The sequence below is a fragment of the Enterobacter sp. Taxon_8 genome (assembly GCF_058354585.1).
In genome coordinates, this window is sequence record NZ_CM177989.1 from 3,380,985 (window position 1) to 3,404,312 (window position 23,328).

The following is a 23,328-nucleotide window of genomic DNA, read 5'->3' on the forward strand; positions in this document are numbered from 1 at the left end:
GGTAAGTTTCGCATATGTGTTTAAGGCTGACTATCCCCAGATTATTGCCCCACCGCCACGCTCGCCGACAGCCCCGCCACCAGCTCAACGCCCTCCGGCAGCCTGTCAATATGAATGCGCACCGGTACGCGCTGCGCCAGCCGCACCCAGCTAAAGGTGGGCTCGACGTCGGGCAGACCCAGCCCGCCCGCATCATCGTTGCTGTCCCCGATCCCATGCCCAATGCTTTCCACGTGACCCTTGATGACCGGCTCGTATCCCATCAGCACCACCTGCGCGGCATCCCCGACGCGAATATGGCGCAGCTTGGTCTCCTCAAAGTACCCCACCACCCAGAAGCTGTGCGCATCGACGATGGCCACCTTCGTCTCCCCCGCCTTCGCGTAGTCTCCGGGGCGAAGCCGCAGGTGCGTGACGTACCCCGACACCGGCGCGCGCACGGTGGCGTGCGCCAGATTCAGCTCTGCCAGATCCAGCGCGGCCAGCGCGCCGTGATAATTGGCCGCCGCGACGTTCGCCGCGCTGCCGGTTTGCTGCAAATCCTCGCTCGAGATGGCGTTTTTAATCAACGTGCGTCGGCGGGCCGCGTCCTGGCGCATCAGCATCTCATGGCGTTTCGATTCCACATCAGCCTGCGCGCTGACCACCGCCAGCTTAAGCCAGCGCGGATCGATGATGTAAAGCACATCGCCCCGGTTCACCCACTGGTTGTCCCGCACGGCCACGCTGATGACCGGCCCGGAGACGTCCGGCGCAATCTGCACCACGTCCGCCCGCACGCGGCCATCGCGGGTCCACGGCGTTTGTGCGTAGTGTTTCCACATCATAAAGGCCAGAAGCGTGGCCGCCGCGACGACGCTCAACGTCAGCGCATAGCGAGCCAGTAAAGAGAGCAGTGATTTCATGACAATAACCCCAACGCGGTCAGGCCCTGCATCAGCAGGAAAAAGGTGACAATCCAGGTTGAAACATCCATTAGCGGGCGAAACGGCAAGCGCCGGTAGAGCCTGCTGAGAGAGAAAAGCGCGACGAGGCTAAGCGTGCAGACCAGCGCCGCGAGGGCGACCATCAGCAGCCCCGGAATAAAAACCCCGCCGATATTGAGATCGTTAACCATGGTCTGGCCCCCGTAATGCACAGTGCAGATCCACCAGCCTGAAGACCAACTGGCGCGTATGTTCATCTGCTGCAGGCAGATGACGTTCGATAAGGGCAGCGATGCGTTCGTGCAAGGCGTTACGGTCCGCGGCGTTTATCCGATGAAAAAGCGCGTCAACCTCCCTGCCGGGCGGCGCGTCACTGCGGCGTAAATGCATGACAGACAGCCCCAGACGCAGCGCGTGTAACAGTCGATCGAGCGCCTGCTCCGGCGCGCGCGCGCTGCGCTGCAGGCGCGGCAGCAACAGGGCGGTTCGGTCCATCATCAGGTTGATCCAGTGCGTTTCATCAACCCGCAGCGTGCCCTTCACGCTGCGCCGAATGTCGCGCTGGCAGAGGTTCAGCAGACGCGTGATGGCGCCATCCGCCTGCACGGTTTGCAGCAGGCTCATGCTGATGACGGCAAAGCCGGTCGCGGCAAAGAGCGCGATGGCAGTGTTGGCCGCAACGGCGAAGTCTCCGCTGTAGTGCGCCCCCAGCTCGCACAGAATGGGCAGCGTCAGGGTGATCCCCATCGCCATAAACGTGGTGGGCGGGCGCGCCTGAAGCGACCCAGCCAGCAGATACGCCGGGGCAAGCACCGCCACCAGCACCGGGAAATCGCTTACCAGCGGCAGCAGCGCAAAGCTGTAGAACAGGCTAATGACCACGCCCCAGAACGAGCCAATGATGTATTTCACGATGTGCGGCGCCGGGGTATCGAAGCTGCCAAACAGCGTGCAGCAGACCCCCAGAATAGACACCGCCGTGCCGCCATCCGGCCACGCCGAGAAGATCCAGACCAGACAGCCGCTCAGGATGATGGCAAAAGCCCCCATCGCCGTGCGGGCGGCGGTAAGAGGATCGCGGTGGAAAACGTACCCTTTCGCCGCGCGGGTTTGCATCTCCCCAAATACGGGTTTTGCATGGTGGATGGCCCCGGAAAGACGTTCGCACTGCTGCAGAAGCGCGACCGCCTCCGAGAGGTAGCGGATAAAGCTGACCTGCAGCGCGTCGTCAAACGTCTGCGCCTGCGCGGCATACCGATCGATGAGAAGCGCACAGCGGAGCCGCAGCGCGTCTGCCGTGCTGCTGGCACCAGCGCCTTCAGCGGCAAGCCAGGCCTGAACGTCGCCCAGCAATGCCAGCACGTCGGCGGGCAGGGTTTCGATCGCTGGCAGGCGATCGTGCAGTTCACAGTTGACGATAACCAGCCGCGCCAGCCGGTCGTGGATCGCTTTTCTGGCCTGCCGCACCGGGGCTGAAAGGGCAAAATCATACGGAATATGGTGGCTGATGCCCTGCAGGAACTGCAGCGTCAGGGCCAGATGCAGGGGGCCGGAAGCCGCGTCGGGTTTGCCTGCTAAGGTATCCGCCACCCGCCCGCGCGCGGCCTGTAGCGTCTGGGATAATTTAGCGTTGAACTGGCCCGATACCCGCGCGGGCAGCACGTAGCGGTGAATCAGCGACGCGCAGAAAATCCCAATCGCGATCTCCTGCACGCGGACAATGGCGACGTTAAAGATGCCGCCGGGATCGGACACCGCAGGAAAACCAATCAGGCTCGCGGTGTAGCCTGCCAGCACAAACGCGTAAGCCCGGGGCGTGCGTTCAAGCAGGGAGAGCCACAGGCAGAATACGATCCAGCCCGTCAGCACCACGCTGCACAGGACTGGCGTATTCGCGAAGTCGGGCACAATCAGTACGGTCGCGCTGGCACCCGCCACGGTTCCGGCCAGACGGTAAAGGCTTCTGCTCAGCGATGCTCCGACCGACGTCTGTGACACGATGTAAACCGTAATAATGGCCCACGAGGGACGCTCAAGACCGATCGACAGCGCGAGGTAATAAGCCAGCATCGCCGCGGCAAAACTCTTCGCGGCGTAGATCAGCGCGCCCGCATCGCTTCGCAGCGCGGCGGGGATGTGCACGTGAAGTGAGAAGATTTTATTCATGCCGGGATTATTACCGGCTTGCAGACCCGCTTAAATACTCTATTCTGTCAAAAAATACCTAAATGTTGCCATAATCGTGAAGCCTCAACCTGCTACTACGCTGTATGACCCCGACTCTACCGCCAGCCCGGCGGTGGCGCGTCATCTGGACTTCATGGACTACGCCGCGGAAGTGCCGGTGCATACCCACCGCAAGGGGCAGCTGATTATTGCCCGATACGGTGCGGTCAGCTGTTACGCGGAGAATGATATCTGGATTGTGCCGCCGGACTGCGCCGTCTGGATCCCCGGCGGGATCCCGCACAGCGCCAAAGCAACCTGGAACGCGCATCTCAACTATCTGTTTATTGAGCCCGGCGCGGCGGCGCTGCCGGAAAAATGCTGCACGCTGGCGATCTCGCCGCTGATTAAGGAGCTGGTCGATCGTCTGACGCGCGAAAGCGTGGATTATCCCGCCGACGGCCACGTCGCGAGGCTGACCCGGGTCACGCTTGACGAGCTCGCCAGCATGCCGCAGCAGAAGCTAAGCCTGCCGGTCTCAACCGATCCGAAAATTCGCGCCATGGCGGACGCGCTGGTCAGCCGTCCTGAGGACAGAAGCACCCTGAAGGAGTGGGCGAAACGGCTCGCCCTCAGCGAGCGCTCGTTTGCCCGCCTGATGCAGCGCGAAACCGGGCTGAGCTTCGGGCGATGGCGCCAGCAGCTGCATTTGATTATTGCCCTGCGTGAGCTGGCAAGCGGCGTGCCCGTCCAGAACGTGGCGACAACGCTCGGGTACGAATCCGTGAATGCGTTTATCACCATGTTCCGAAAAGCGATGGGCAGCACGCCCGCCCACTACTTTTCCGAACGGAAAAACAGCGGCCGTTAGCCCGGCCCCTCGCTCCCTGCCGCCAGCAGCGGCACCACCACGTCGCTGATGGGCACCGCAATCCCGTGCTTGCGGCCGTAGCGCTGGATCACGCCGTTGCGGATATCCCACTCCATCGGGCGATCGGCCTGACGGTCGGCCAGGATCGAGGTGCCCAGGTCCTCAGGCGCACGCTGGAAGTTCGCCAGGATCTCCTGCGCTACGTCATCGTCCAGCTTCGCCCCTTCGGCGCGGGCGACGGTAAGCCCCTCGCGCAGGTAGGCCAGCGCAAGCTCGCCGATATCCTCGCGCCTGAACATCCCGGCGCGGCGGTTAGAAAGCACCATCAGCCCGGCGACCGCGTTTTGCAGAAGCTTGCGCCAGGCGACTGTGGCGAAATCTGCCGAGAGCTCAACCGCGCAGCGCGTACCGCGAAGCGCCTCCACCACCCGCTGCGCCTGCGGCACGTCTGGCAGCGTCAGGCGCGGCTTTGCCCGCAGCCACACGGAGGCATCCGGCTCGCGCTGGGCCGGGAACCACACCACCGACGGCAGCACCGTCGCGCCGTTTACCCACGGCTCAAGCTGGGCTTTTTGCTCCACGCCGTTTTGCAGGGCGCAGACCACGGTGTTTTCATCGCACAGGGCCCGCAGCCACCCGGCGCTGTCGGCATTTTGCGTCGTTTTTACCGCCACAAAAACGAGATCGACGGGGCGCGTGATGACGGCCTGATCGGTTAATAACGGACCGGGCACCACCGTTTCCCCCTCGTCATGGCGCAGGCGTAATTCCGGATGCGCGGTGCGCCCGCACAGCAGCGGCGTGCGCCCGGCGTCATGCAGCACCGCTGCGATGGTGGTCCCAATTGCGCCAGGCCCAATCAGCGCAATGGTTGGATTGTCAGACATGGTTAACTCCCCTTTTCGCTAAGCCTGCTAACAGTTATACCATCCTGAAAAGTGAGCGCCACGTCGTTGTCTATACTCAACACACAACAGACAACGGAGTGCGCCATGCCTTTACCCGATTTCAAGTCCTCTGAACCCTTCACCCTCGGCATCGAACTCGAACTGCAGGTGGTTAACCCGCCGGGCTATGATCTGAGCCAGGACTCCTCCGCGCTTATCGCCGCCGTCAAAGGCGACATCAAAGGCGGCGAGGTCAAACACGACATCACCGAAAGCATGCTCGAAATCGCCACCGGCGTATGCCAGAACATCGACCAGGCGGCGGCGCAGTTCTCGGTGATGCAGCAGAGCATCCTGCGCGCGGCGGCGGAGCAGCATATCCAGATCTGCGGCGGCGGGACGCACCCGTTCCAGAAGTGGCAACGGCAGGAGGTGTGCGACGACGAGCGCTATAACGTCACGCTGGAGCGCTTTGGCTACCTGATTTTGCAGGCGACGGTATTCGGCCAGCACGTGCACGTCGGCTGCCGGACCGGGGACGACGCGATTTACCTGCTGCACGGCCTGTCGCGCTTCGTGCCGCACTTTATCGCCCTGGCGGCCGCCTCGCCGTATATGCAGGGCACGGACACGAAGTTCTCCTCGTCGCGGCTCAACATCTTCTCGGGATTTCCGGATAACGGCCAGATGCCGTGGGTCAACAGCTGGCAGGAGTTCGAGGGGCTGTTCCGCCGCCTGAGTTCCACCAGCATGATCGACAGCATTAAGGATCTGCACTGGGACATCCGCCCCAGCCCGCACTTCGGCACCGTCGAGGTGCGGGTGATGGATACGCCGCTGACGCTCGGCCACGCCATTAACATCGCCGGGCTTATCCAGGCGACCTCGCACTGGCTGCTGACCGCGCGGCCCTATAAGCATCAGGAAAAAGATTTTCTGCTGTACCGCTTTAACCGTTTTCAGGCCTGTCGCTACGGGCTGGAGGGGATCCTGACGGACGTGCACACCGGCGAGCACAAAACCGTGGCGGAAGACATTGCGTGGCTGCTGGAGCAGGTTGCGCCGTCGGCCGAGAAGCTCGGCGCAACGAGCGCAATCAATGAAATTGCCCTGCTGTTAAAGCAGGGCAAGAGCGAGGCGCAGCGCATGCGGGAGTTTATCGCCGACGGTGGCTCGCTGATTTCTCTGGTCCAGAAGCACTGCGAGCTGTGGGCGACGAGTCCGTAAGGCAGTGACCCCACTCCCGCAGGCGCTGGAACAGCACGAACAGCGCGGGGATGAACAGAATCCCCACCACGGTCGCTACCAGCATGCCGCTGAAGACCGTGGTGCCGATGATGCGGCGGCTCTGGGCACCCGCCCCGGTCGCCAGCATCATCGGCAATACGCCGATAATGAACGACACGGCGGTCATCATCACCGCGCGGAAGCGGCGCGATGCCCCTTCCCGCGCGGCATCGACAATCGCCATTCCGTCCATGCGCCGCGCGCGGGCGAACTCCACGATCAGGATCGCGTTCTTGGCGGCAAGGGCTATCAACAGCACCAGACCAATCTGCACGTACACGTCGTTGGCGTAGCCCGCCAACCACAGCCAGACCAGCGCCCCGCCGATGGCGAAAAGCACCGAGAGCATCACGCTCGCCGGGAGCGTCCAGCTCTCGTACTGGGCAACGAGGAACAGCCACGCCATCACCACCGCCGCCAGCACAATCCATATCGCCTGATTGCCGGTCTGCTGCTCCTGATACGACATTCCGCTCCAGGCATAGTCGTACCCGGCCGGCAAGTTTTCCGCCAGAATCTCGCCCATCGCCGCCATCGCGGTGCTGCTGCTCACTCCTTCCGCCGCCGAGCCGCTCACCGACACGGACGGGAACTGGTTGTACTGCTGCAGGAACGGCGCGCCGACGGTCGGCGTAATGGTGACGAGGTTGCTCAGGCGCACCCGCTCGCCGCTGTTGCTGCGCACGAACAGCTCGCCGATCTGCTCGGCGCGCTCGCGCCACTGCATCTCGTTCTGCATCACTACGTGGTAGACGCGGTTGTTGACGCTGAAATCCCCGGCGCGCGTGCCGCCAAAGGCGGTTTGCAGGCTGCTGAAGATGCGCGACACCGGCACGTCGAGGCGCGCGGCGCGCTCGCGGTCAACGGTCAGCGTCAGCTGCGGCACGTTGCTGCTCCAGGTGGTGAACACGCGGCTCAGCTGCGGATGCTGGTTGGCTTTCGCCAGCACTTCACGCGTCACGCGCTCCAGCTCTGCCGGGCTCTGCCCCGCCTGCGCCTGGATGCGCAGGTCGAAGCCGGAGGCGTTGCCCAGCCCCGGCAGCGTCGGCGGCGCGAAGGTCATGATGGTCGCTTCCGGCAGGGCCAGCAGCTGGCGCTGCAGGGTACCCATCACCTCATCCAGCGGCGGACGCTCGCTCCAGTCTTTGAGCATGATGGAGATAAACCCGCCGTTGGAGGCGCTGGTGCCGTTGAGAATGTTAAATCCGGAGACCTGAATCACGTCTTCAACCGCCGGATTTTTAGCGATGAGTTCGCGTGCCGTGTTCATCACCGCTTCGGTGCGCTCCAGCGAGGCCGCCTCCGGCAGCTGAACGCTGGCAAAGAAGTAGCCCTGATCCTCCTGCGGCAGGAAGCTTTTAGGCATCGACGTAAAGCTGAACGCCACCACGGCCGCCGCGCCTGCGGTGGCCAGCAGCGCCAGCCACGGGCGAAGGTTGAAGATAGTCACGATGCGGGTGTAGACGCCACGCGTGGCCTCCAGCCCCCGGTTGAACCCACGGAAAATCGCCGCGGGCTGCGCCGGGCGCTGACGCAGCAGCATCGCGCACAGGGCGGGCGTCAGGGTCAGCGCCACCAGGCTTGAGAGCGTCACGGCCGTCGAGAGCGTCACCGCAAACTGGCGGTACAGCTCGCCGACAATCCCCGGCAGGAGCGCTACCGGCACAAACACCGCCAGCAGCACCAGCGTCGTGGCGATGACCGGCCCGGCGATCTGGCGCAGCGCCAGCGCGGTCGCCGCCGTGCGGCTCTGCCCTTCCGCCATCAGCGTTTCGACGCTCTCCACCACCACGATGGCGTCATCCACCACCATGGTCAGCGCCAGAATAATGGCAAACAGGCTGAGGGTGTTGGCGGAGTAGCCGAGCGTGTAGAGCACAGCGAAGGTGCCCACCAGCGATACCGGAATGGCGAGCGCGACAATCAGCGTCGCGCGCCAGCTTTGCAGGAACAGGGAAACGACCACCACAACCGCCAGCAGGGTGAGCGCCAGCGAGACGCCGATCTCTTTAATCGTGGCCGCAACAAATGAGGTGGTGTCGAATTTCACCTCGTAGACCAGGTCGTCCGGGAAGCGCGTCGAGAGGCGTTCCAGCTCCGCGCGCACCGCGTCGGCCACGCGCAGGGCGTTGGCGGACGGCGTCGGGTAGATGCCGAGATAGGCGGAGTCGTGCCCGTTCAGCTGCGCGCCGGAGCTGTAGCTTCGCGAGCCGAGCTCGATGGTTGCGACGTCCTTCAGGCGCACCAGCTGGCCCATCTCGCCCGCGCGGATGATGATATCGGCAAAGTCTTCGGCCTGGCTTAAGCGTCCCAGGCCGTTGATGGTCAAGGTCTGCTGCTGGCCGTTAAACACCGGCGGCGTACCGACCTGGCCTGCCGCCCCCTGCACGTTCTGCTCGCGCAGCGCCTGCGCCACGTCGTCGGTGGTGACGTTCAGGGCGTTCATGCGGTCCGGACGCAGCCAGATGCGCATACTGTAGTCGCGCGCGCCAAACATCTGAACCTGCCCGACGCCCGGCAGGCGGGACAGCGCCTCGCGCACCTGGGTGCTGGCGAAGTTGCTGACGAACAGCGGCGTATGGGTGTTGTTCGGTGAGTAAAGACTTACCCCCATCATCAGGTTGGTGGCGCGCTTGCGCACCTGCACGCCGTTTTGCTGTGCCTCGGTCGGGAGCTGCGCCACGGCCTGCGCCACGCGGTTCTGCACGTCGATGGCGGCGAGGTCCGGATCGGTGCCCGCCGCAAAGGTAATGTTCAGGCTGTAAGTGCCTTCGTCCGAGCTGGTGGACTCCATGTAGAGCATGTGATCCACGCCGTTCAGCTGGGTCTCCAGCGGCGTGGCGATAGCCTCCGCCACGTCAGCCGAGCTGGCGCCCGGCCAGCTGGCAGACACATTCACCACCGGCGGCGCGATCTGCGGGTACTTTTCCACCGGGATAATCCTCAGCGCAATGGCCCCCAGCAGGGTGATGACCAGCGCAATCACCATCGCGAAGCGCGGGCGTTTGATGAAAAACGTCAGCATGATGGCTCCTTAATTCAGTATCTGGACGGCAGCGCCGGGCTGCACGCGCTGCGCGCCGTCAGTAATCGCTCGCTCACCGGACTTCACGCCGGAGGTGATCCGGAACTGCTGGCCGATCTGTCCGGCGATCTTCAGCGGCCGCATTTCGGCTTTTCCGTCGGCGTTAACCACCCAGGCAAAGAACCCGTCGCCGTTCTGCTGGACCGCCGCCGCGGGTAGGGTCAGCACCGGCTGCTCGCTTGCCGGACGCAAAAACACGTTCACATTGCCGCCAGGCAGGAGCTGATGGCGCGGGTTGGCAAACTCGGCGCGCAGCATCACGCTGGCGGTGCGCGGATCGATGCGGTTGTCCACTGAGGTGAGCTCGCCGCTGACGCGCTGGCCGTTGCTGTCAATGAACGCCTGCCAGGCCTGCTTCATGGCGCTGATATCCGCATGCTGTCCGGCTTTAGTGGCAAATGCGCCCTCTTCCAGAGCAAAGGCGATGCGGATGGGATCGAGCTGCACCACCTCCACCAGCACGCCGCTGGCAGGGTTGACCAGGCTGCCGACGTGGAACCGGCTGTGCCCTACGCGACCGTCAATCGGCGAGGTGATGCGGGTGTAGTTCAGAGTGACATTACGGGTTTCGAGCCGGGCTTTTGCCTGCTCCAGCGCGGCGCTCGCCACGTCCCGCTGCATGCGGGCGTTGTCCACGTCGTGACGGCTGATGGCGTTGCTGCTGCCCAGGCTTTCAAAGCGGGAAAGCTGCTGCTGCGCCTGGCGCAGCGTGGCTTCGGCGCTTCTTACCTCGGCCTGCGCCAGGCGCAGGGCGGCGCGCGGCTCGGCGTCGTCCAGCTCGAACAGCAGGTCGCCTTTTTTCACGTACTGCCCGTCGCGGAAGTGGATTTTGGCGATCGCGCCTTCGGTACGCGCGCGCAGCTCAACGGTGTGGATGGCTTCGATGCGGCCAGGGATCTGGCGCTCGGCGGCGTGGGCGGTCTGCTCCACGGTGGCGACGCGAACGGGGATGGCGGCGGCGAATGCGGGTTGTAGGGTGCAGGCGAGAAGTGCGAACAGGAGTGGGAGTTTCATGGGAGTACCTCAGCGTTGTTTCTCCCCTCACCCCGGCCCTCTCCCACAGGGAGAGGGAGGTCAGAGTCCCCTCTCCCTGTGGGAGAGGGTTAGGGTGAGGGCAAAAGGTTATGCAGCCTGACGGAACCTGCGGGTCAGTCGCTTCTCGACTTCGACGACGAAGAACATCACGCCCGCCACCGCCAGAGTCACAAACCAGTAGCGCAGCGGCAGCGCTTCGGTGCCGAACAGCATCTGCATCAACGGCAGGTAGATAATCGCCGCCTGGAGCAGGAACAGCACGCCCGTCACCAGCCAGATCCCTTTGTTCGCCAGCAGGCCGCGGTTCAGGGAGAACCCTTCGGTGTTGCGGCAGTTAATCATGTACACCCACTGGGCGCAGACCAGCATCTGCAGCAGCACGGTGCGGATGAACTCCGCGCTGTGGCCGCGCGGGGCCAGCCAGGCTTCCAGCGCAAAGGCGGCGATGGCAATCATGGTGCCGACGAAGGCCACGCGCCATACGGCGTAGGCGTCCATCACGTGCTGCCCGGTCTGACGCGGGGGACGGCGCATGATGTTGCGCTCCGCGGCCTCAAAGGCCAGGCCGAAGGAGAGCGTGGCGGAGGTGGCCATGTTCATCCACAGAATCAGCACCGGCGTCAGCGGAATGATGTTCCCCGCCAGCAGCGCAATCACAATCAGCAGACCCTGCGCGAGGTTGGTCGGCATGATGAACAGGATGGTCTTCTTCAGGTTGTCGTAAACGCGACGCCCCTCTTTCACCGCGCTGGCGATGGTGGCGAAGTTATCGTCCGTCAGGACCATATCCGCCGCCTCTTTGGTCACTTCCGTGCCCTTGATGCCCATCGCGATGCCCACGTCCGCCTGACGCAGCGCCGGGGCGTCGTTTACGCCGTCGCCGGTCATGCCGACGATTTCGCCTTTGTCCTGCAGCGCTTTCACCAGGCGCAGCTTATGCTCCGGGCTGGTACGGGCGAAGATGTCATACTTCACCGCCGCTTCCGCCAGCGCGGCGTCGTCCATTTTCTCCAGCTCGTAGCCGGTGACCGCCTGCTCGCTGTTGGTGATCCCCAGCATCTGGCCGATGCTCATCGCCGTCTGCGGGTGATCCCCGGTGATCATCTTCACGCGGATCCCCGCCTGCTGGCAGGCGTTAATCGCATCAATGGCTTCCGGACGCGGCGGATCCATCATCCCGGCGATACCGAGGAAGATCAGGCCGTGGCTCAGGTCGTCGTGCGTCAGTTCCTGCTCACCGTTCGCCGGCTTGAACGCCGCGGCGACCATGCGCAGCCCCTGACGCGCATAGCGCTCCATCTCGCTTTCCCAGTACGCGCGGTTGAATGCTTCCACGCCGTTGCGGGTCTGCTGCTCGGTGCACAGGGAGAAAATCACGTCCGGCGCGCCGGTGATAAGGATCTGCTCCTCACCGCCAATCTGGTAGTGGGTGCTCATGTACTTGTACTGCGAGTCGAACGGGATCTTGTTAACCAGCGTGGTCATGACCGGCTCAAGGCTGGCCTTCGCCGCCAGCACCTTCAGCGCGCCCTCGGTCGGCCCACCGGTGATGCCCCACAGGCCGCGCTCGTCCTGGATCAGCTGGCTGTCGTTACACAGGTCGATGGTGCGCAGGTACTGCTCCAGCACGGTGCCCGGCTGGATGTGGACCGGCTCGTCGCTGCCTTCCAGGTAGATATTGCCTACCGGCTCGTAGCTGTTGCCGTCCACGCGGTAGCAGGCGTCAGCGGTGATAATGGCTTTGACCGTCATCTCGTTCATGGTCAGGGTGCCGGTTTTATCCGAGCAGACCACGGTCATCGCGCCGAGCGTTTCAACCGTCGGCAGCTTGCGGATAATCGCCCGCTTGCGCGCCATCGCCTGCACGCCCAGGGAGAGGATGATGGAGATAATCGCCGGCAGGCCTTCCGGCACGGAGGCCACCGCCAGGCTAATCAGGGAGAGCAGCAGCTCGCCCATCGGGATCTCGCGGAACGCCAGGCTGAAGACAAACAGCGCGGCCATCATCGCCAGGATAATGGCGAAGATCGCTTTACCCAGCTTGTCCATCTGCACCAGCAGCGGCGTGCGGTGCTTTTCGATGCCCGCCATCATCTGGTTGATATGGCCAAGCTCCGTATCTTTACCGGTCGCGGTGACCACGCCGATACCGCCGCCCGCGCTGACGGTCGTCCCGGAGAAGACCATATTGGTCCGATCGCCCAGCGGTAATTCCCCGCTAAGTGGATTAACGTGTTTATCCACCACGGTCGATTCACCGGTCAGAATCGCCTCTTCCACGCGTAAATTATGCGCTTCGATTAAACGCATATCAGCCGGAATACGATCTCCCGCGCGTAATACAATAATATCGCCCGGGACTATTTCAGTTGTGGGGATTGTTTCGTGACTGCCGTTACGAATAACGCGCGCCTCGCTGGCGAGCATATTACGAATACTTTTCAGGGATTTTTCCGCGTTGCTTTCCTGAATATGACCAATTAGGGCATTGATTACCGCGACGCCCAAAATAACCAGCGTATCAACCCAGTGGCCCATTACTGCCGTTAATACGGCGGCGGCCAGCAGGACATAAATCAGCACATCATTAAAATGGGCTAAGAAACGCAGCCAGGCGGGTTTGCCTTTTTTCTCCGGCAGCGCGTTCGGCCCTGTTTTTTGCAGACGCGCCTGCGCCTCTGCACGGTCCAGACCGCTTGCCTGGCTCTGCGCATGTGCAAGCGCCTGCTCTACGGTCTGCTGGTATGCCAGCCCGCCGGAAGGCGGCACGTTAGGAGTCAATTTTTTTTCAGTCATCGTATTTTTCCTTCAATTTCCGGTGAACAGAAGCCTGAATTCCTTTCGGGCTTAAATAAAATCATTTTAAAGTCTTGCGGGTAAAATTGATCTACCGCAATATAATGACTTCTCGGTCATTCAAAACTGATTAAAACTATTTCGATGATCTGATTTTTACAAAATATTTCTAAACCAAAACTAAACGAGGGGGAACCATGCGGGGTATTTATCGCGGGCGCAGGCTGGTGTTATACGTTATCGCGGCCATTGTTATTGCCACGTTAATTGGTTATAGCACCTATACATTTGTAAAATTATTTTCCTGATGCGGACGTTTATTTACATAACGCGATATTAATATAAACGCCGGGTCGTATGTTGTTATTTGTGCGCAGTAATAATGTCTTTGTTTTATTAAAAAAGGTCAGCGGGGCTGATATTGCTTTACGTTACAGAATGCCGGACAATGACATTTTTTAACTGACGATTAACATTACGATGAAACAACCGCTAGAATCGCTGCTCACCGCAGGCGGCATTTTATTACTGGCCCTGCTTTCGTGCCTGCTGCTCCCGGCGCCTTCGCTTGGGCTGGTGCTGGCGCAGAAGCTGGTTCAGACCTTTCACATGGTCGATCTTAACCAGCTTTACACCATTCTGTTCTGCGTGTGGTTTTTACTGCTCGGGGCGATTGAATTCTTCGTGCTGCGTTTCGTCTGGCGACGCTGGTTTTCCCTGGCATCCTGAGCCAATAAAAAAGCCGGGTGGCGACTTCGCCTTACCCGGCCTGTGATGGCAATTTTCCTGACCCGCCAGGGCGGAAAACAGCTCAGTGCGGCTGACTGTGGTTCTCCTTGCGGTACGCACCAGGAGGCTGGTTGAACGTGCGGGTGAAGATACGGGTAAACGTCTGCTGCGAGTCAAACCCGTAACGCAGGCAGATGTCGTACACCCGGGCGTCGGATTCACGCAGATCGCGCGCCGCCAGCAGCAGCTTACGTTCACGGATATAACGCCCCAGGCTCTCCCCTTTGTACTGCATAAACAGCCGCTGCAGGTGCCACTTCGAGTAGCCCGCGTGGCGGGCAATCTCTTCTATACGTAATGGCTGGTGCAGATTGTCGTCGATCCATTCGACGATAGTGTCGATGACTTGAGCGGAAATGGTCATACTGCTGTCCCCCTCTGCTTCTCGCTTAAACATTATTCCCACCACGCGCGAAAGGTTTGTGCGCTGTCGCTTACCCGGACGGGCTCGCCCAGTTCCGGCGTCAGCAACCGATAATTTTTATCCTTGCTGGCTTTTGCCAGCTGGATCAGCGGATCGTTCCAGGCGTGTTTCGCCAGCACGAAGCGTCCGTTATGCCCCGGCACCACGGCTTTCGCGTTCAGGTCCGCCGAGGCCTGCGCCGTTTCCTCCGGCAGCATGTGGATGTACTTCCAGTCCTGGTCGTACTGGCCGTTTTCCATGATGGCGACGTCCACTTCGCCAAACTGTTCACCGATGGCCTTGAAGTGCGGGCCGTAACCGGAATCCCCGCTGTAGTAAACCTTCTGCTCTGGCGTGACGAACATGAAGCTGCCCCACAAGGTGCGATCGCGTTTGATGCCGCGACCGGAGAAGTGACGCGCTGGCAGAACGTGCACCGTCAATTCATCGCTGATGCGTACCGACTGGTTCCAGTCGCGCTCGTCAATAATCTCGGGCTTCATCCCCCAGTAGCGCAGGTGGGATCCCACGCCCAGCGGCGTCACCACCCGCTTCACCTTCGGCAGTAGCGCCCGGATGGTGGCGTAATCCAGATGATCGTAGTGATCGTGCGAGATTATCAGCAGGTCGATTTCCGGCATGCTTTCAGCGCGCCACGGATACTCCCCGGCAAAGGCTTTATTCAGAAACGAGAACGGCGCGGCATAGTTGCTGAGCACCGGGTCAATCAGGATGCGTTTGCCCGCGAGCTGCAGGTACCACGAGGAGTGGCCGAGCCACACCAGGGTGTCCTGCTCCAGCGGCAGGCTCGCAAGATCGGTTTTCACCAGCGGCAGCGGCCGGGTCGGGCGCGCGTTTTCGGTTTTTTTGGTCAGAAACTCCCACATCGCGACCAGCATGTTTTTGTCGCCGTTATAGCCCGGCGTCGGCAGCGTATTGTGGAATTTCCCCTCGCGATACTGTGGGGAGGCCTCCACTTCAGTAAGCCGTTCACCCTGCGGCGGCTGGCCGAATCCGGCATTCAGAACAAACGGTAAACTCGCGACTGAAGCAATAATCATGATTAACACCACGCAGATGAAGAGAGTTTTTTTCATATCCTGACCCGAAAACGCGCCCCATCCGATAGCGTGCGCAGGGTAAACTTGATTATGAGTGAGTAAGCACTCATTATAGATATGATGATAAAGTCGTCAAGACGTTTTCGATCTTTGACATTCCGCGTTGCAGCGTGTCAAAGCACGTGTTTCAATCAGGGTTTTTATAATTGACAGGAGGAAAAATTTAGTGGCACGTCCGAAGAGTGAAGATAAAAAACAGGCCTTACTGGAAGCCGCAACGGTGGCGTTTGCACAGTCAGGTATTGCCGCCTCAACGGCGCTTATTGCCCGTAAGGCGGGCGTCGCCGAAGGCACCCTGTTCCGCTACTTTGCTACGAAAGACGATCTGCTGAATGCCCTCTATCTGCACCTGAAGCAAGATCTCTGCCAGACCATGCTCGCGAACCTCGATCGCACCATCACGCTGCCTAAAGAACATACCCGCAATATCTGGAACAGCTATGTGGACTGGGGTATTCGTAACCCCGTTGCGCATGCGGCGATCCGCCAGATTGGCGTCAGTGAAAAGCTGAGCGCCGAAACGGAACAGGCGGTGAAAGAGATGTTCCCGGAGCTGCATGAACTCTGCCGCCGCTCGGTGCGTCAGGTGTTTATGTCTGATGAATTTAAAACGTTTGGCGATGCGCTTTTCTTATCGCTGGCCGAATCCACGATGGAATTTGCCACCCGCGATCCGTCCCGCGCCGTTGAGTTTAAAGCGCTCGGCTTTGAGGTGATGTGGCGCGGGCTTGCCCAGGAAGAGAGCGATGGACAGTAAAACGTTGCAGGAGCACGCAAAACGCGTGGCGCTGGAGCTGCCGTTCACCGAACACTGCTGGCCGTTTGGGCCGGAGTTTGACGTGTTTAAAGTGGGTGGAAAAATTTTCATGATTGTGGCCGTCGCACACGGGCGGCCGCACGTCAGCCTGAAGTCAGACCCGGAAAAATCGCTGTTAAATCAGCAGATTTATCGCGGCGTTGAACCGGGCTATCACCTCAACAAAAAGCACTGGATTTCCCTTTACGGCACTGAAGACGTGACGCCGGAACTGGTTACCGATCTCATTAATGATTCCTGGCATCTGGTGGTGGATAAACTGCCGAAAAAAGACCAGAAGTGGATCCGGCCGGTCTGATTGTTCGTCTGAGACGAACAGATTAAGCGCTCGAATTGCCCTTATCTTTTTCCGCGTCCCGCTGTAATCTGCTCACCTTTCGCGCCCGCACGCGGGCGAATTTCATCATCAGGAGTTGTTATGGATATCATTTCTGTTGCGCTGAAACGCCACTCCACCAAGGCGTTCGACGCAAGCAAAAAACTGACCGCTGAAGAAGCGGAAAAAATCAAAACCCTGCTGCAGTACAGCCCGTCAAGCACCAACTCCCAGCCGTGGCACTTCATCGTGGCCAGCACCGAGGAAGGAAAAGCGCGCGTGGCGAAATCCGCTGCGGGCACCTATGTGTTCAACGAACGCAAAATGCTGGATGCCTCTCACGTGGTGGTGTTCTGCGCGAAAACCGCGATGGACGATGCATGGCTGGAGCGCGTTGTCGACCAGGAAGAGGCCGATGGCCGTTTCAACACGCCGGAAGCTAAAGCCGCGAACCATAAGGGCCGCACCTACTTCGCCGACATGCACCGCGTGGATCTGAAAGATGACGACCAGTGGATGGCGAAGCAGGTTTACCTGAACGTCGGTAACTTCCTGCTGGGCGTTGCTGCGCTGGGCCTGGACGCAGTACCGATTGAAGGTTTCGACGCCGCGATCCTCGACGAAGAGTTTGGCCTGAAAGAGAAGGGCTTCACCAGCCTGGTGGTGGTGCCGGTTGGGCATCACAGCGTTGAAGATTTCAACGCCACGCTGCCAAAATCTCGCCTGCCGCTGAGCACGATTGTGACCGAGTGCTGATCAACACGGGCCGCTCTGTGCGGCCCGTTACGCTTTACTGATGACTAACCTGGGATGTGGATGCACGTCGCGATCGTATCTCCAGGCAAACGCAATCCAGCGCTCCTCCAGTTCGGCATATGAACTCACCGGTGTTAAGTGCCACTCTTCCCCTACCGTACCGTCCGCCACGCTTATCCGATAATTCATGCTGAACGCCCAGTCGATCATGCGTAACCAAAACCACTGTCCGTCACCGGTTTGCTCGCTGTCAGAAACCACAATGTCGTATTCGCTTAGCACCCACTGGAAGAAGGATTGGGGTAATCCACTGATTACCCGCTGATGGACAGCGCGTGGCGTACGCCAGACCATAACCTGTGTCGCAGCCCCGTGGGGAAAGGTAATTTCTTTATGAAACGTCAACCTAACGGCATACGCCGTATAGGGTTTTCCGTCGTCGGTGGTGACGAGACGATATTCATCACCGTAGCGCGATTTTAACAGGCGATATCCCACCGGCAGCATAAATCCGGGCAGATGAAAATCCACCGTACCCCGCGCAAGAAACGCTTCGGTATGTTCGACGTTTCGGGAGATAAGGCCTAATTTTTGGCTGAAATCTGCGGAATCAATCATCAGTGGCAACATGGTGGTTGCTCATGGCGAGAGTATAGACGACTTAACACCTCGTCGAAATGATGTCGATTCAGTCGATGGGTTTAAGCTAAACCCAACATTACACCGGTCTCCTCCACTTAGCAGATTCGGCTCTTATTCCCTGAAACCGTCTCGCAAAAAACTTATTTCCCCTGCGCCGCCAGCCACGCCATCGCCCGCTCCCCGGCCTCATCCACCGGCAGATACACCAGCAACCGCGAGCCGTTTCGCGGCGCGGAATACCAGTACATCTGCTGCAGCGTAAAATCCCCCAGCTCGGGATGGGTAAACAGCTTGAGCTGGTTCTCCACGCCGCGCACGTCGTTGCGCTGGTGCCACAGGGTTTTAAACTCTTCGGACACCGCAAAGAAGCGCGCCAGTTTGGCCTCCCACAGAGGATCGCCCCGGTGTTCGGCCATCGCCGCCCGGAAATAGGAGACAAAGATGGGCAGCACGTCGTCGCGTCTGCCGAGGCGGGCGCGCCACGCCGGATGGGTGAGGAACAGATAAATACAGTTGCGATCTTCGGGAGGGATGTCATTGAAATCGACGCCCATCAGATGCCCGAAGCTGTCGTTCCACGCCACGATATCGAAGTTCGGTTTCTGAATGCTGGCGGGTTTCGGCATCAGCGTATCCAGCAGGCGGCGCGTGCCTTCGCTGATGCCCTCGCAGCAGACCGCCTGCGGCGCTTCACCCGGCGGTAAACCGGCTAATACAAACAGGTGCCGGGCTTCAGTTGGGGTACATTGCAGCGCTTTTGCCACGGCCGCCATCACCGCGCTGGACGGATTGACGTCCCTGCCCTGCTCAAGCCAGGTGTACCAGGTCACACCCACGTCAGCGAGCATCGCCACCTCTTCCCGGCGCAGACCCGGCGTGCGGCGACGACCGCTGCGCGGCAGGCCGAGACGCTGCGGATCGAGGCTTTCACGCCGGGCGCGTAAAAATGCCCCGAGCTGTTTTCGGGTGTCATCCTGAAGTGAGACGACAGGTTCAGACATCAGCGCCATAAATCCCCCTGCATGGTAGTGCCAGTACCAGTATAAGCAAGAACTGGTACCCGTTTATCTGATGGTAGATGCTACGACCATCTGCTGAATGACGCAATGGAGTTACCATGAATACGTCAGTTGTTTCACCGGGTCGCGCTGGCCTGATATTGCTGTTAACCGGCCAGATGCTGCCGATGATTGATACCTCAATCACCAACGTGGCGCTGGACGCCATTACCCATTCACTGCACGCTACCGCCACCGAGCTGGAGCTGATCGTCGCGCTCTACGGCGTGGCCTTTGCCGTCTGCCTCGCGCTCGGCAGCAAGCTGGGGGATAATTTTGGCCGTCGCCGTCTGTTCATGTGGGGTGTGGCGAGCTTTGGCCTGGCCTCGCTGCTCTGCGGAATAGCGGGGAACATTGAACAGCTGCTGGCCGCGCGCATCGTTCAGGGCGCGGGTGCCGCACTCATCATGCCGCAAATTCTTGTCACGCTGCACGTGACGCTGAAAGGTACCGCCCACGCAAAAGCCATCAGCCTGTTTGGCGGCATCGGTGGGATTGCGTTTATCGTCGGCCAGATGGGCGGCGGCTGGCTGGTATCGGCGGATATCGCCGGGCTGGGCTGGCGTAACGCCTTCTTTATCAACGTGCCGATCTGTCTGGTGGTGCTGGCGCTAAGTCGCCATTTCGTACCCGAAACCCGTCGCGAGACGCCGTCACGCATCGACTGGACCGGAACCGTGCTGCTGGCGATCATTCTTTGCTGCCTGCTGTTCCCGATGGCGCTCGGCCCACAGTGGCACTGGTCGTGGCCGCTGAAGGTTATGCTTCTCGCCATTATTCCGCTGGGCTGGCTGACGGCGCTGAATGCGCGCAAAAAGGAGCGTGAGAATGCTCACCCGCTTATCCCGCCTCGCCTGCTGCAGCTTCGCAGCGTTCGCTTTGGCATTCTGATTGCGATGCTCTTTTTCAGCGTCTGGTCCGGGTTTATGTTCTGTATGGCGCTCACCATGCAAACCGGTCTGGGGATGGCCCCATGGCAGTCCGGAAACAGTTTTATCGCCCTTGGCGTGACCTACTTTGTTTCGGCCTGGTTCGCGCCGCGGCTGATTGCCCGCTACAGCACCAGCACTATTCTGCTGACGGGTCTGGCAATCCAGATTATCGGCCTGCTGGCTCTGATCGCCACGTTCCGCATTTGGGGCGTGGAAAATACCCCCCTGACGCTGGCACCCGCCACCGGACTGGTGGGCTACGGTCAGGCGCTGATCGTGAACAGTTTCTACCGCATCGGGATGCGCGATATTCAGCCTGACGATGCCGGGGCCGCGAGCGCCATTCTCAGTACCCTGCAGCAGGCCGCGCTGGGGCTTGGCCCGGCCATTTTCGGCGCGATTTTGCTCCACGCGCTGCAGAACCATCACGGGGATTACACCCAGGCGGTGAACGTCTTCCTGATGGTGGAAACGGCGATGATGGTGGTGCTTGCCCTGGCGACGCTGCGCATCCGCCATCGCCTGTGCCTGCCGGTGGTAAAGGTCTGCCAGGCCACCAAATAAGCCCGTGAATTTGCATAATAGATCCGCAGCCGCCATTATGGGGCTGCATCAATACAGGAGACGTTATGCAGGAATTAATTGCTCAGGTTGAAGAGTTAGGCATTGAAATTAATCACACCACCTCTTTAGTGATTATCTTTGGTATTATTTTTCTTACCGCCATCATCGTTCATTTTATTCTGCACAAAGTGGTGCTTCGCGCTTTCGAAAAACGCGCGCAGGCCAGCAGCCATTTGTGGCTGCAGATCATCACCCAGAATAAATTATTTCACCGTCTGGCCTTCACCCTTCAGGGGATAATCGTCAACGTTCAGGCGGTACTGTGGCTGCAAAAAGGCAGCGAAGCGGCGGAAATTCTCACGACATGCGCAAAGCTGTGGGTCATGGTGTATGCCCTGCTCTCCTTCTTCTCGCTGCTGGACGTGATTTTTAATCTGTCGCAGAAAATGGCCACCGCATCACAGCTGCCGCTGAAGGGGATCTTCCAGGGCATCAAGCTGGTGAGCGCCATCCTGGTGGGGATATTGATTATCTCCCTGCTCATCGGCCAGTCCCCGGCGATTCTGATCAGCGGTCTGGGCGCCATGGCTGCCGTTCTGATGCTGGTGTTTAAAGACCCGATACTCGGACTTGTGGCGGGGATTCAGCTTTCCGCCAACGACATGCTCAAGCTCGGCGACTGGCTGGAGATGCCGAAATACGGTGCCAACGGCACGGTGACGGACATCGGCCTGACCACCGTTAAGGTGCGAAATTTCGATAATACGATTACGACCATTCCGACGTGGGCGCTGGTCTCCGACGCCTTTATCAACTGGAGCGGCATGTCGGCCTCCGGCGGTCGACGCATTAAGCGCAGCCTGAACATTGATACCACCAGCATTCATTTTCTCGACGAGCAGGAACAGCAGAAACTTATTCAGGCGAAACTGCTTAAGCCCTATCTGGCCGCTCGACATGAGGAAATAAACCTGTGGAATCAGAAGAACGGTGAAGGAGAATCGGTATTAAACCTTCGCAAGATGACCAATATCGGCACCTTCCGCGCCTACCTGAACGAATATCTTCGCAACCACCCGCGCATTCGCAAAGATATGACGCTGATGGTGCGTCAGTTGGCGCCTGACGCGAATGGCTTGCCGATTGAAATATATGCCTTTACCAATACGGTGGTCTGGGCAGAATATGAGGAGATACAGGCCGACATCTTCGACCATATTTTCGCGGTGGTGGATGAATTTGGTTTGCGTATTCACCAGTCGCCGACGGGGAATGATATTCGCTCCCTGTCGGGGGTCATCGTCAGATAATCAGTTTCGGACACCGGGCGTGAAGGCAGGTGCGGTCTGGTGCCCTCACCCCGGCCCTCTCCCACGGGGAGAGGGTGAAAAGCAGATCACTTTTTTCGGGATAGCTTAAACGCCACAAACAGGAATATAACCCACACCGGCAGCAGCATCGCGGACAGGCGCATCTCATCCATGGTGCACATCAGCACCAGAATCAGCCCCAGGAAAGCGATACAGATGTAGTTCCCCGCCGGATAGAGCAGCGCTTTGAACTGCGTATCGCGTCCCTTGCGGCGCATCGCGGCGCGAAAGCGCAGGTGCGCCAGACAAATCATGATCCAGTTCAGCAGCAGAGTGGCGACAACCAGCGCCATCAGCAGGCCAAAGGCCTCTTTCGGCAGCAGATAGTTAATCAGCACCACCAGCGAGGTGATGGCCCCTGACAGCAACAAAGAGTTCACCGGCACGCCGCGACGGCTGACGCGGGTGAGGAACTTCGGCGCGTTGCCCTGTACGGAGAGGCCAAACAGCATACGGCTGTTGGAGTAAACGCCGCTGTTATAGACCGACAGCGACGCCACCAGAATGACGAAGTTCAGCGCCGAGGCGACCACGTTGCTGTTCAGATCGTGGAAAATCATCACGAACGGGCTGCTGTCGGACTTCACTTCCACCCACGGATAGAGCGCCAGCAGCACCACCAGCGAGCCGATGTAGAACAGCAGGATCCGATACACCACCTGGTTAACCGCTTTGGGAATGCTTTTATGCGGGTCGCGCGCTTCGGCGGCGGTAATGCCAATTAGCTCCAGCCCACCGAAGGAGAACATGATCACCGCCAGGGAGAGAATCAGCCCTTTCCAGCCGGTGGCGAGGAAGCCGCCGTGCTGCCACAGGTTGTCGATCGTGGCGCGCTCGCCGCCGTGGCCAGAGAACAGCAGCCACAGGCCAAAGCCGATCATGCCGATAATCGCCAGCACCTTGATCAGCGCAAACCAGAATTCGGTTTCGCCATACAGGCGGACGTTGACGAGGTTAACGGCGTTAATAATGATGAAGAAGGCCGCCGCCCAGATCCACGTCGGGACGTCCGGCAGCCAGTACTGCATGTAAATGCCTGCGGCGGTCAGCTCCGCCATCCCCACCAGCACGAACATTACCCAGTAGTTCCAGCCGGACAGGAAGCCGGCAAACGGGCCCCAGTATTTATAAGCAAAGTGCGCGAAGGAGCCTGAAACCGGCTCTTCAACAACCATCTCGCCAAGCTGGCGCATGATCAGGAAGGCGATAATCCCGGCGATACCGTAACCCAGCAGCACCGCCGGGCCAGCCATCTGAATAGCGGGGCCGATGCCGAGAAACAGCCCGGTACCGATCGCGCCGCCAAGGGCAATTAACTGAATATGTCGATTTTGCAACCCACGTTGCAGCGTCGGATTCTGATCCGACGAGGCTTCGGCGCTACCATGGCCTGAAGCGGATGACGCGTCTTTCACGTCCTACCCCTGTCTCTTTTTTAGAAGGGGCACGTTTTAACACTTCATGCTGGAGGTAGCAAGGGATTGGGGCATCCCTGCCCCGGATAACG

Annotated in this window: 20 protein-coding genes; 8 read left to right on the top strand and 12 right to left on the bottom strand. The window is 60.0% G+C overall.

Translation table 11 applies throughout. The features are described 5' to 3' along the window. Positions 1–41: 41 nt before the first annotated feature. From AC4IBF_RS16145 to AC4IBF_RS16155, 3 genes are read right to left on the bottom strand one after another with little or no spacing between them, the layout of a single operon-like run. Positions 42–905, bottom strand: coding sequence for an efflux RND transporter periplasmic adaptor subunit (locus tag AC4IBF_RS16145; RefSeq protein ID WP_491462955.1), 864 nt, complete (start codon positions 903–905; stop codon positions 42–44). Further along, positions 902–1,117, bottom strand: a complete 216-nt coding sequence (locus AC4IBF_RS16150) for a DUF1656 domain-containing protein (RefSeq protein ID WP_109844937.1) — start codon at positions 1,115–1,117, stop codon at positions 902–904. The genes AC4IBF_RS16145 and AC4IBF_RS16150 overlap by 4 nt, the downstream gene beginning before the upstream one ends. Then, positions 1,110–3,092 carry an FUSC family protein gene (locus AC4IBF_RS16155; protein WP_491462956.1) on the bottom strand — a complete coding sequence of 661 codons (1,983 nt, stop codon included), beginning with the start codon at positions 3,090–3,092 and terminating at the stop codon, positions 1,110–1,112. The genes AC4IBF_RS16150 and AC4IBF_RS16155 overlap by 8 nt, the downstream gene beginning before the upstream one ends. 76 nt (positions 3,093–3,168) lie before the next feature. On the opposite strand from AC4IBF_RS16155, the gene AC4IBF_RS16160 reads away from it, so the two are divergent. Next, entirely contained in the window at positions 3,169–3,963 is a 795-nt protein-coding gene (locus tag AC4IBF_RS16160; RefSeq protein ID WP_133293944.1) for an AraC family transcriptional regulator, read from the top strand. On the opposite strand, the gene AC4IBF_RS16165 is transcribed toward AC4IBF_RS16160, so the two are convergent. After that, positions 3,960–4,850: an oxidoreductase gene (locus AC4IBF_RS16165; RefSeq protein WP_491462957.1), complete on the bottom strand. Its 891-nt coding sequence runs from the start codon at positions 4,848–4,850 to the stop codon at positions 3,960–3,962. The two genes, AC4IBF_RS16160 and AC4IBF_RS16165, sit on opposite strands and share 4 nt — an antisense overlap. 105 nt (positions 4,851–4,955) lie before the next feature. On the opposite strand from AC4IBF_RS16165, the gene AC4IBF_RS16170 reads away from it, so the two are divergent. Beyond that, positions 4,956–6,077 (top strand): YbdK family carboxylate-amine ligase, encoded by a 1,122-nt coding sequence (locus AC4IBF_RS16170; protein ID WP_063930833.1) that lies wholly within the window; start codon positions 4,956–4,958, stop codon positions 6,075–6,077. On the opposite strand, the gene AC4IBF_RS16175 is transcribed toward AC4IBF_RS16170, so the two are convergent. From AC4IBF_RS16175 to AC4IBF_RS16185, 3 genes are all read right to left on the bottom strand, one after another. Next, on the bottom strand, positions 6,007–9,162 hold the full coding sequence (locus AC4IBF_RS16175; protein ID WP_491462958.1) for an efflux RND transporter permease subunit: 3,156 nt from the start codon (positions 9,160–9,162) through the stop codon (positions 6,007–6,009). The two genes, AC4IBF_RS16170 and AC4IBF_RS16175, sit on opposite strands and share 71 nt — an antisense overlap. A 9-nt stretch (positions 9,163–9,171) precedes the next feature. Continuing rightward, positions 9,172–10,236, bottom strand: a complete 1,065-nt coding sequence (locus tag AC4IBF_RS16180) for an efflux RND transporter periplasmic adaptor subunit (protein ID WP_491462959.1) — start codon at positions 10,234–10,236, stop codon at positions 9,172–9,174. Positions 10,237–10,344: 108 nt separating this feature from the next. Next, on the bottom strand, positions 10,345–13,053 hold the full coding sequence (locus tag AC4IBF_RS16185; RefSeq protein WP_491462960.1) for a cation-transporting P-type ATPase: 2,709 nt from the start codon (positions 13,051–13,053) through the stop codon (positions 10,345–10,347). Positions 13,054–13,533: 480 nt separating this feature from the next. On the opposite strand from AC4IBF_RS16185, the gene AC4IBF_RS16190 reads away from it, so the two are divergent. Beyond that, on the top strand, positions 13,534–13,782 hold the full coding sequence (locus tag AC4IBF_RS16190; RefSeq protein WP_491462961.1) for a DUF1158 domain-containing protein: 249 nt from the start codon (positions 13,534–13,536) through the stop codon (positions 13,780–13,782). Positions 13,783–13,864: 82 nt separating this feature from the next. Here the strand turns inward: AC4IBF_RS16190 and AC4IBF_RS16195 are convergent, their stop codons facing one another. Together AC4IBF_RS16195 and AC4IBF_RS16200 are read right to left on the bottom strand one after the other, a co-directional pair. Then, the gene (locus tag AC4IBF_RS16195) at positions 13,865–14,206 is read right to left on the bottom strand and encodes a RamA family antibiotic efflux transcriptional regulator (protein ID WP_032668308.1); all 342 of its coding nucleotides are present in this window, start codon (positions 14,204–14,206) and stop codon (positions 13,865–13,867) included. 32 nt (positions 14,207–14,238) lie between these two features. Next, positions 14,239–15,342 carry an MBL fold metallo-hydrolase gene (locus AC4IBF_RS16200; RefSeq protein WP_491462962.1) on the bottom strand — a complete coding sequence of 368 codons (1,104 nt, stop codon included), beginning with the start codon at positions 15,340–15,342 and terminating at the stop codon, positions 14,239–14,241. A 190-nt stretch (positions 15,343–15,532) separates the two neighbouring features. Between AC4IBF_RS16200 and AC4IBF_RS16205 the strand changes: the two genes are divergently transcribed. From AC4IBF_RS16205 to nfsB, 3 genes are all read left to right on the top strand, one after another. Then, positions 15,533–16,123 (top strand): TetR/AcrR family transcriptional regulator, encoded by a 591-nt coding sequence (locus AC4IBF_RS16205; protein WP_302234345.1) that lies wholly within the window; start codon positions 15,533–15,535, stop codon positions 16,121–16,123. After that, positions 16,113–16,481, top strand: coding sequence for an MmcQ/YjbR family DNA-binding protein (locus AC4IBF_RS16210; protein ID WP_133293936.1), 369 nt, complete (start codon positions 16,113–16,115; stop codon positions 16,479–16,481). Before AC4IBF_RS16205 ends, AC4IBF_RS16210 begins: the two co-directional genes overlap by 11 nt. Positions 16,482–16,601: 120 nt before the next feature. Next, positions 16,602–17,255, top strand: a complete 654-nt coding sequence (nfsB, locus tag AC4IBF_RS16215; RefSeq protein ID WP_021241586.1) for an oxygen-insensitive NAD(P)H nitroreductase — start codon at positions 16,602–16,604, stop codon at positions 17,253–17,255. A gap of 27 nt (positions 17,256–17,282) precedes the next feature. On the opposite strand, the gene AC4IBF_RS16220 is transcribed toward nfsB, so the two are convergent. Further along, the gene (locus tag AC4IBF_RS16220) at positions 17,283–17,885 is read right to left on the bottom strand and encodes a hypothetical protein (protein WP_491462963.1); all 603 of its coding nucleotides are present in this window, start codon (positions 17,883–17,885) and stop codon (positions 17,283–17,285) included. A 152-nt stretch (positions 17,886–18,037) separates the two neighbouring features. Then, the gene (locus tag AC4IBF_RS16225; RefSeq protein ID WP_104949205.1) at positions 18,038–18,907 is read right to left on the bottom strand and encodes a helix-turn-helix transcriptional regulator; all 870 of its coding nucleotides are present in this window, start codon (positions 18,905–18,907) and stop codon (positions 18,038–18,040) included. A 107-nt stretch (positions 18,908–19,014) separates the two neighbouring features. Between AC4IBF_RS16225 and AC4IBF_RS16230 the strand changes: the two genes are divergently transcribed. Both AC4IBF_RS16230 and AC4IBF_RS16235 read left to right on the top strand, forming a co-directional pair. Continuing rightward, complete coding sequence (locus tag AC4IBF_RS16230) at positions 19,015–20,451, top strand: MFS transporter (RefSeq protein ID WP_136195311.1); 1,437 nt, start codon at positions 19,015–19,017, stop codon at positions 20,449–20,451. Between the two features lie 65 nt (positions 20,452–20,516). Beyond that, positions 20,517–21,761 (top strand): mechanosensitive ion channel family protein, encoded by a 1,245-nt coding sequence (locus AC4IBF_RS16235; protein ID WP_133293931.1) that lies wholly within the window; start codon positions 20,517–20,519, stop codon positions 21,759–21,761. 86 nt (positions 21,762–21,847) lie between these two features. Here AC4IBF_RS16235 and pheP read toward each other — a convergent pair whose 3' ends face one another. Then, the gene (pheP, locus tag AC4IBF_RS16240; RefSeq protein WP_491462964.1) at positions 21,848–23,236 is read right to left on the bottom strand and encodes a phenylalanine transporter; all 1,389 of its coding nucleotides are present in this window, start codon (positions 23,234–23,236) and stop codon (positions 21,848–21,850) included. Positions 23,237–23,328: the final 92 nt, after the last annotated feature.

Coding starts and splice junctions, on each gene's coding strand:
- AC4IBF_RS16150 (WP_109844937.1), bottom strand. CDS start 1,117: ATGGTTAACGATCTCAATATCGGCGGGGTTTTTATTCCGGGGCTGCTG.
- AC4IBF_RS16180 (WP_491462959.1), bottom strand. CDS start 10,236: ATGAAACTCCCACTCCTGTTCGCACTTCTCGCCTGCACCCTACAACCC.
- AC4IBF_RS16165 (WP_491462957.1), bottom strand. CDS start 4,850: ATGTCTGACAATCCAACCATTGCGCTGATTGGGCCTGGCGCAATTGGG.
- AC4IBF_RS16170 (WP_063930833.1), top strand. CDS start 4,956: ATGCCTTTACCCGATTTCAAGTCCTCTGAACCCTTCACCCTCGGCATC.
- AC4IBF_RS16210 (WP_133293936.1), top strand. CDS start 16,113: ATGGACAGTAAAACGTTGCAGGAGCACGCAAAACGCGTGGCGCTGGAG.
- AC4IBF_RS16230 (WP_136195311.1), top strand. CDS start 19,015: ATGAATACGTCAGTTGTTTCACCGGGTCGCGCTGGCCTGATATTGCTG.
- AC4IBF_RS16195 (WP_032668308.1), bottom strand. CDS start 14,206: ATGACCATTTCCGCTCAAGTCATCGACACTATCGTCGAATGGATCGAC.
- AC4IBF_RS16145 (WP_491462955.1), bottom strand. CDS start 905: ATGAAATCACTGCTCTCTTTACTGGCTCGCTATGCGCTGACGTTGAGC.
- AC4IBF_RS16200 (WP_491462962.1), bottom strand. CDS start 15,342: ATGAAAAAAACTCTCTTCATCTGCGTGGTGTTAATCATGATTATTGCT.
- AC4IBF_RS16225 (WP_104949205.1), bottom strand. CDS start 18,907: ATGGCGCTGATGTCTGAACCTGTCGTCTCACTTCAGGATGACACCCGA.
- AC4IBF_RS16185 (WP_491462960.1), bottom strand. CDS start 13,053: ATGACTGAAAAAAAATTGACTCCTAACGTGCCGCCTTCCGGCGGGCTG.
- AC4IBF_RS16175 (WP_491462958.1), bottom strand. CDS start 9,162: ATGCTGACGTTTTTCATCAAACGCCCGCGCTTCGCGATGGTGATTGCG.
- nfsB (WP_021241586.1), top strand. CDS start 16,602: ATGGATATCATTTCTGTTGCGCTGAAACGCCACTCCACCAAGGCGTTC.
- AC4IBF_RS16235 (WP_133293931.1), top strand. CDS start 20,517: ATGCAGGAATTAATTGCTCAGGTTGAAGAGTTAGGCATTGAAATTAAT.
- AC4IBF_RS16155 (WP_491462956.1), bottom strand. CDS start 3,092: ATGAATAAAATCTTCTCACTTCACGTGCACATCCCCGCCGCGCTGCGA.
- AC4IBF_RS16190 (WP_491462961.1), top strand. CDS start 13,534: ATGAAACAACCGCTAGAATCGCTGCTCACCGCAGGCGGCATTTTATTA.
- AC4IBF_RS16220 (WP_491462963.1), bottom strand. CDS start 17,885: ATGTTGCCACTGATGATTGATTCCGCAGATTTCAGCCAAAAATTAGGC.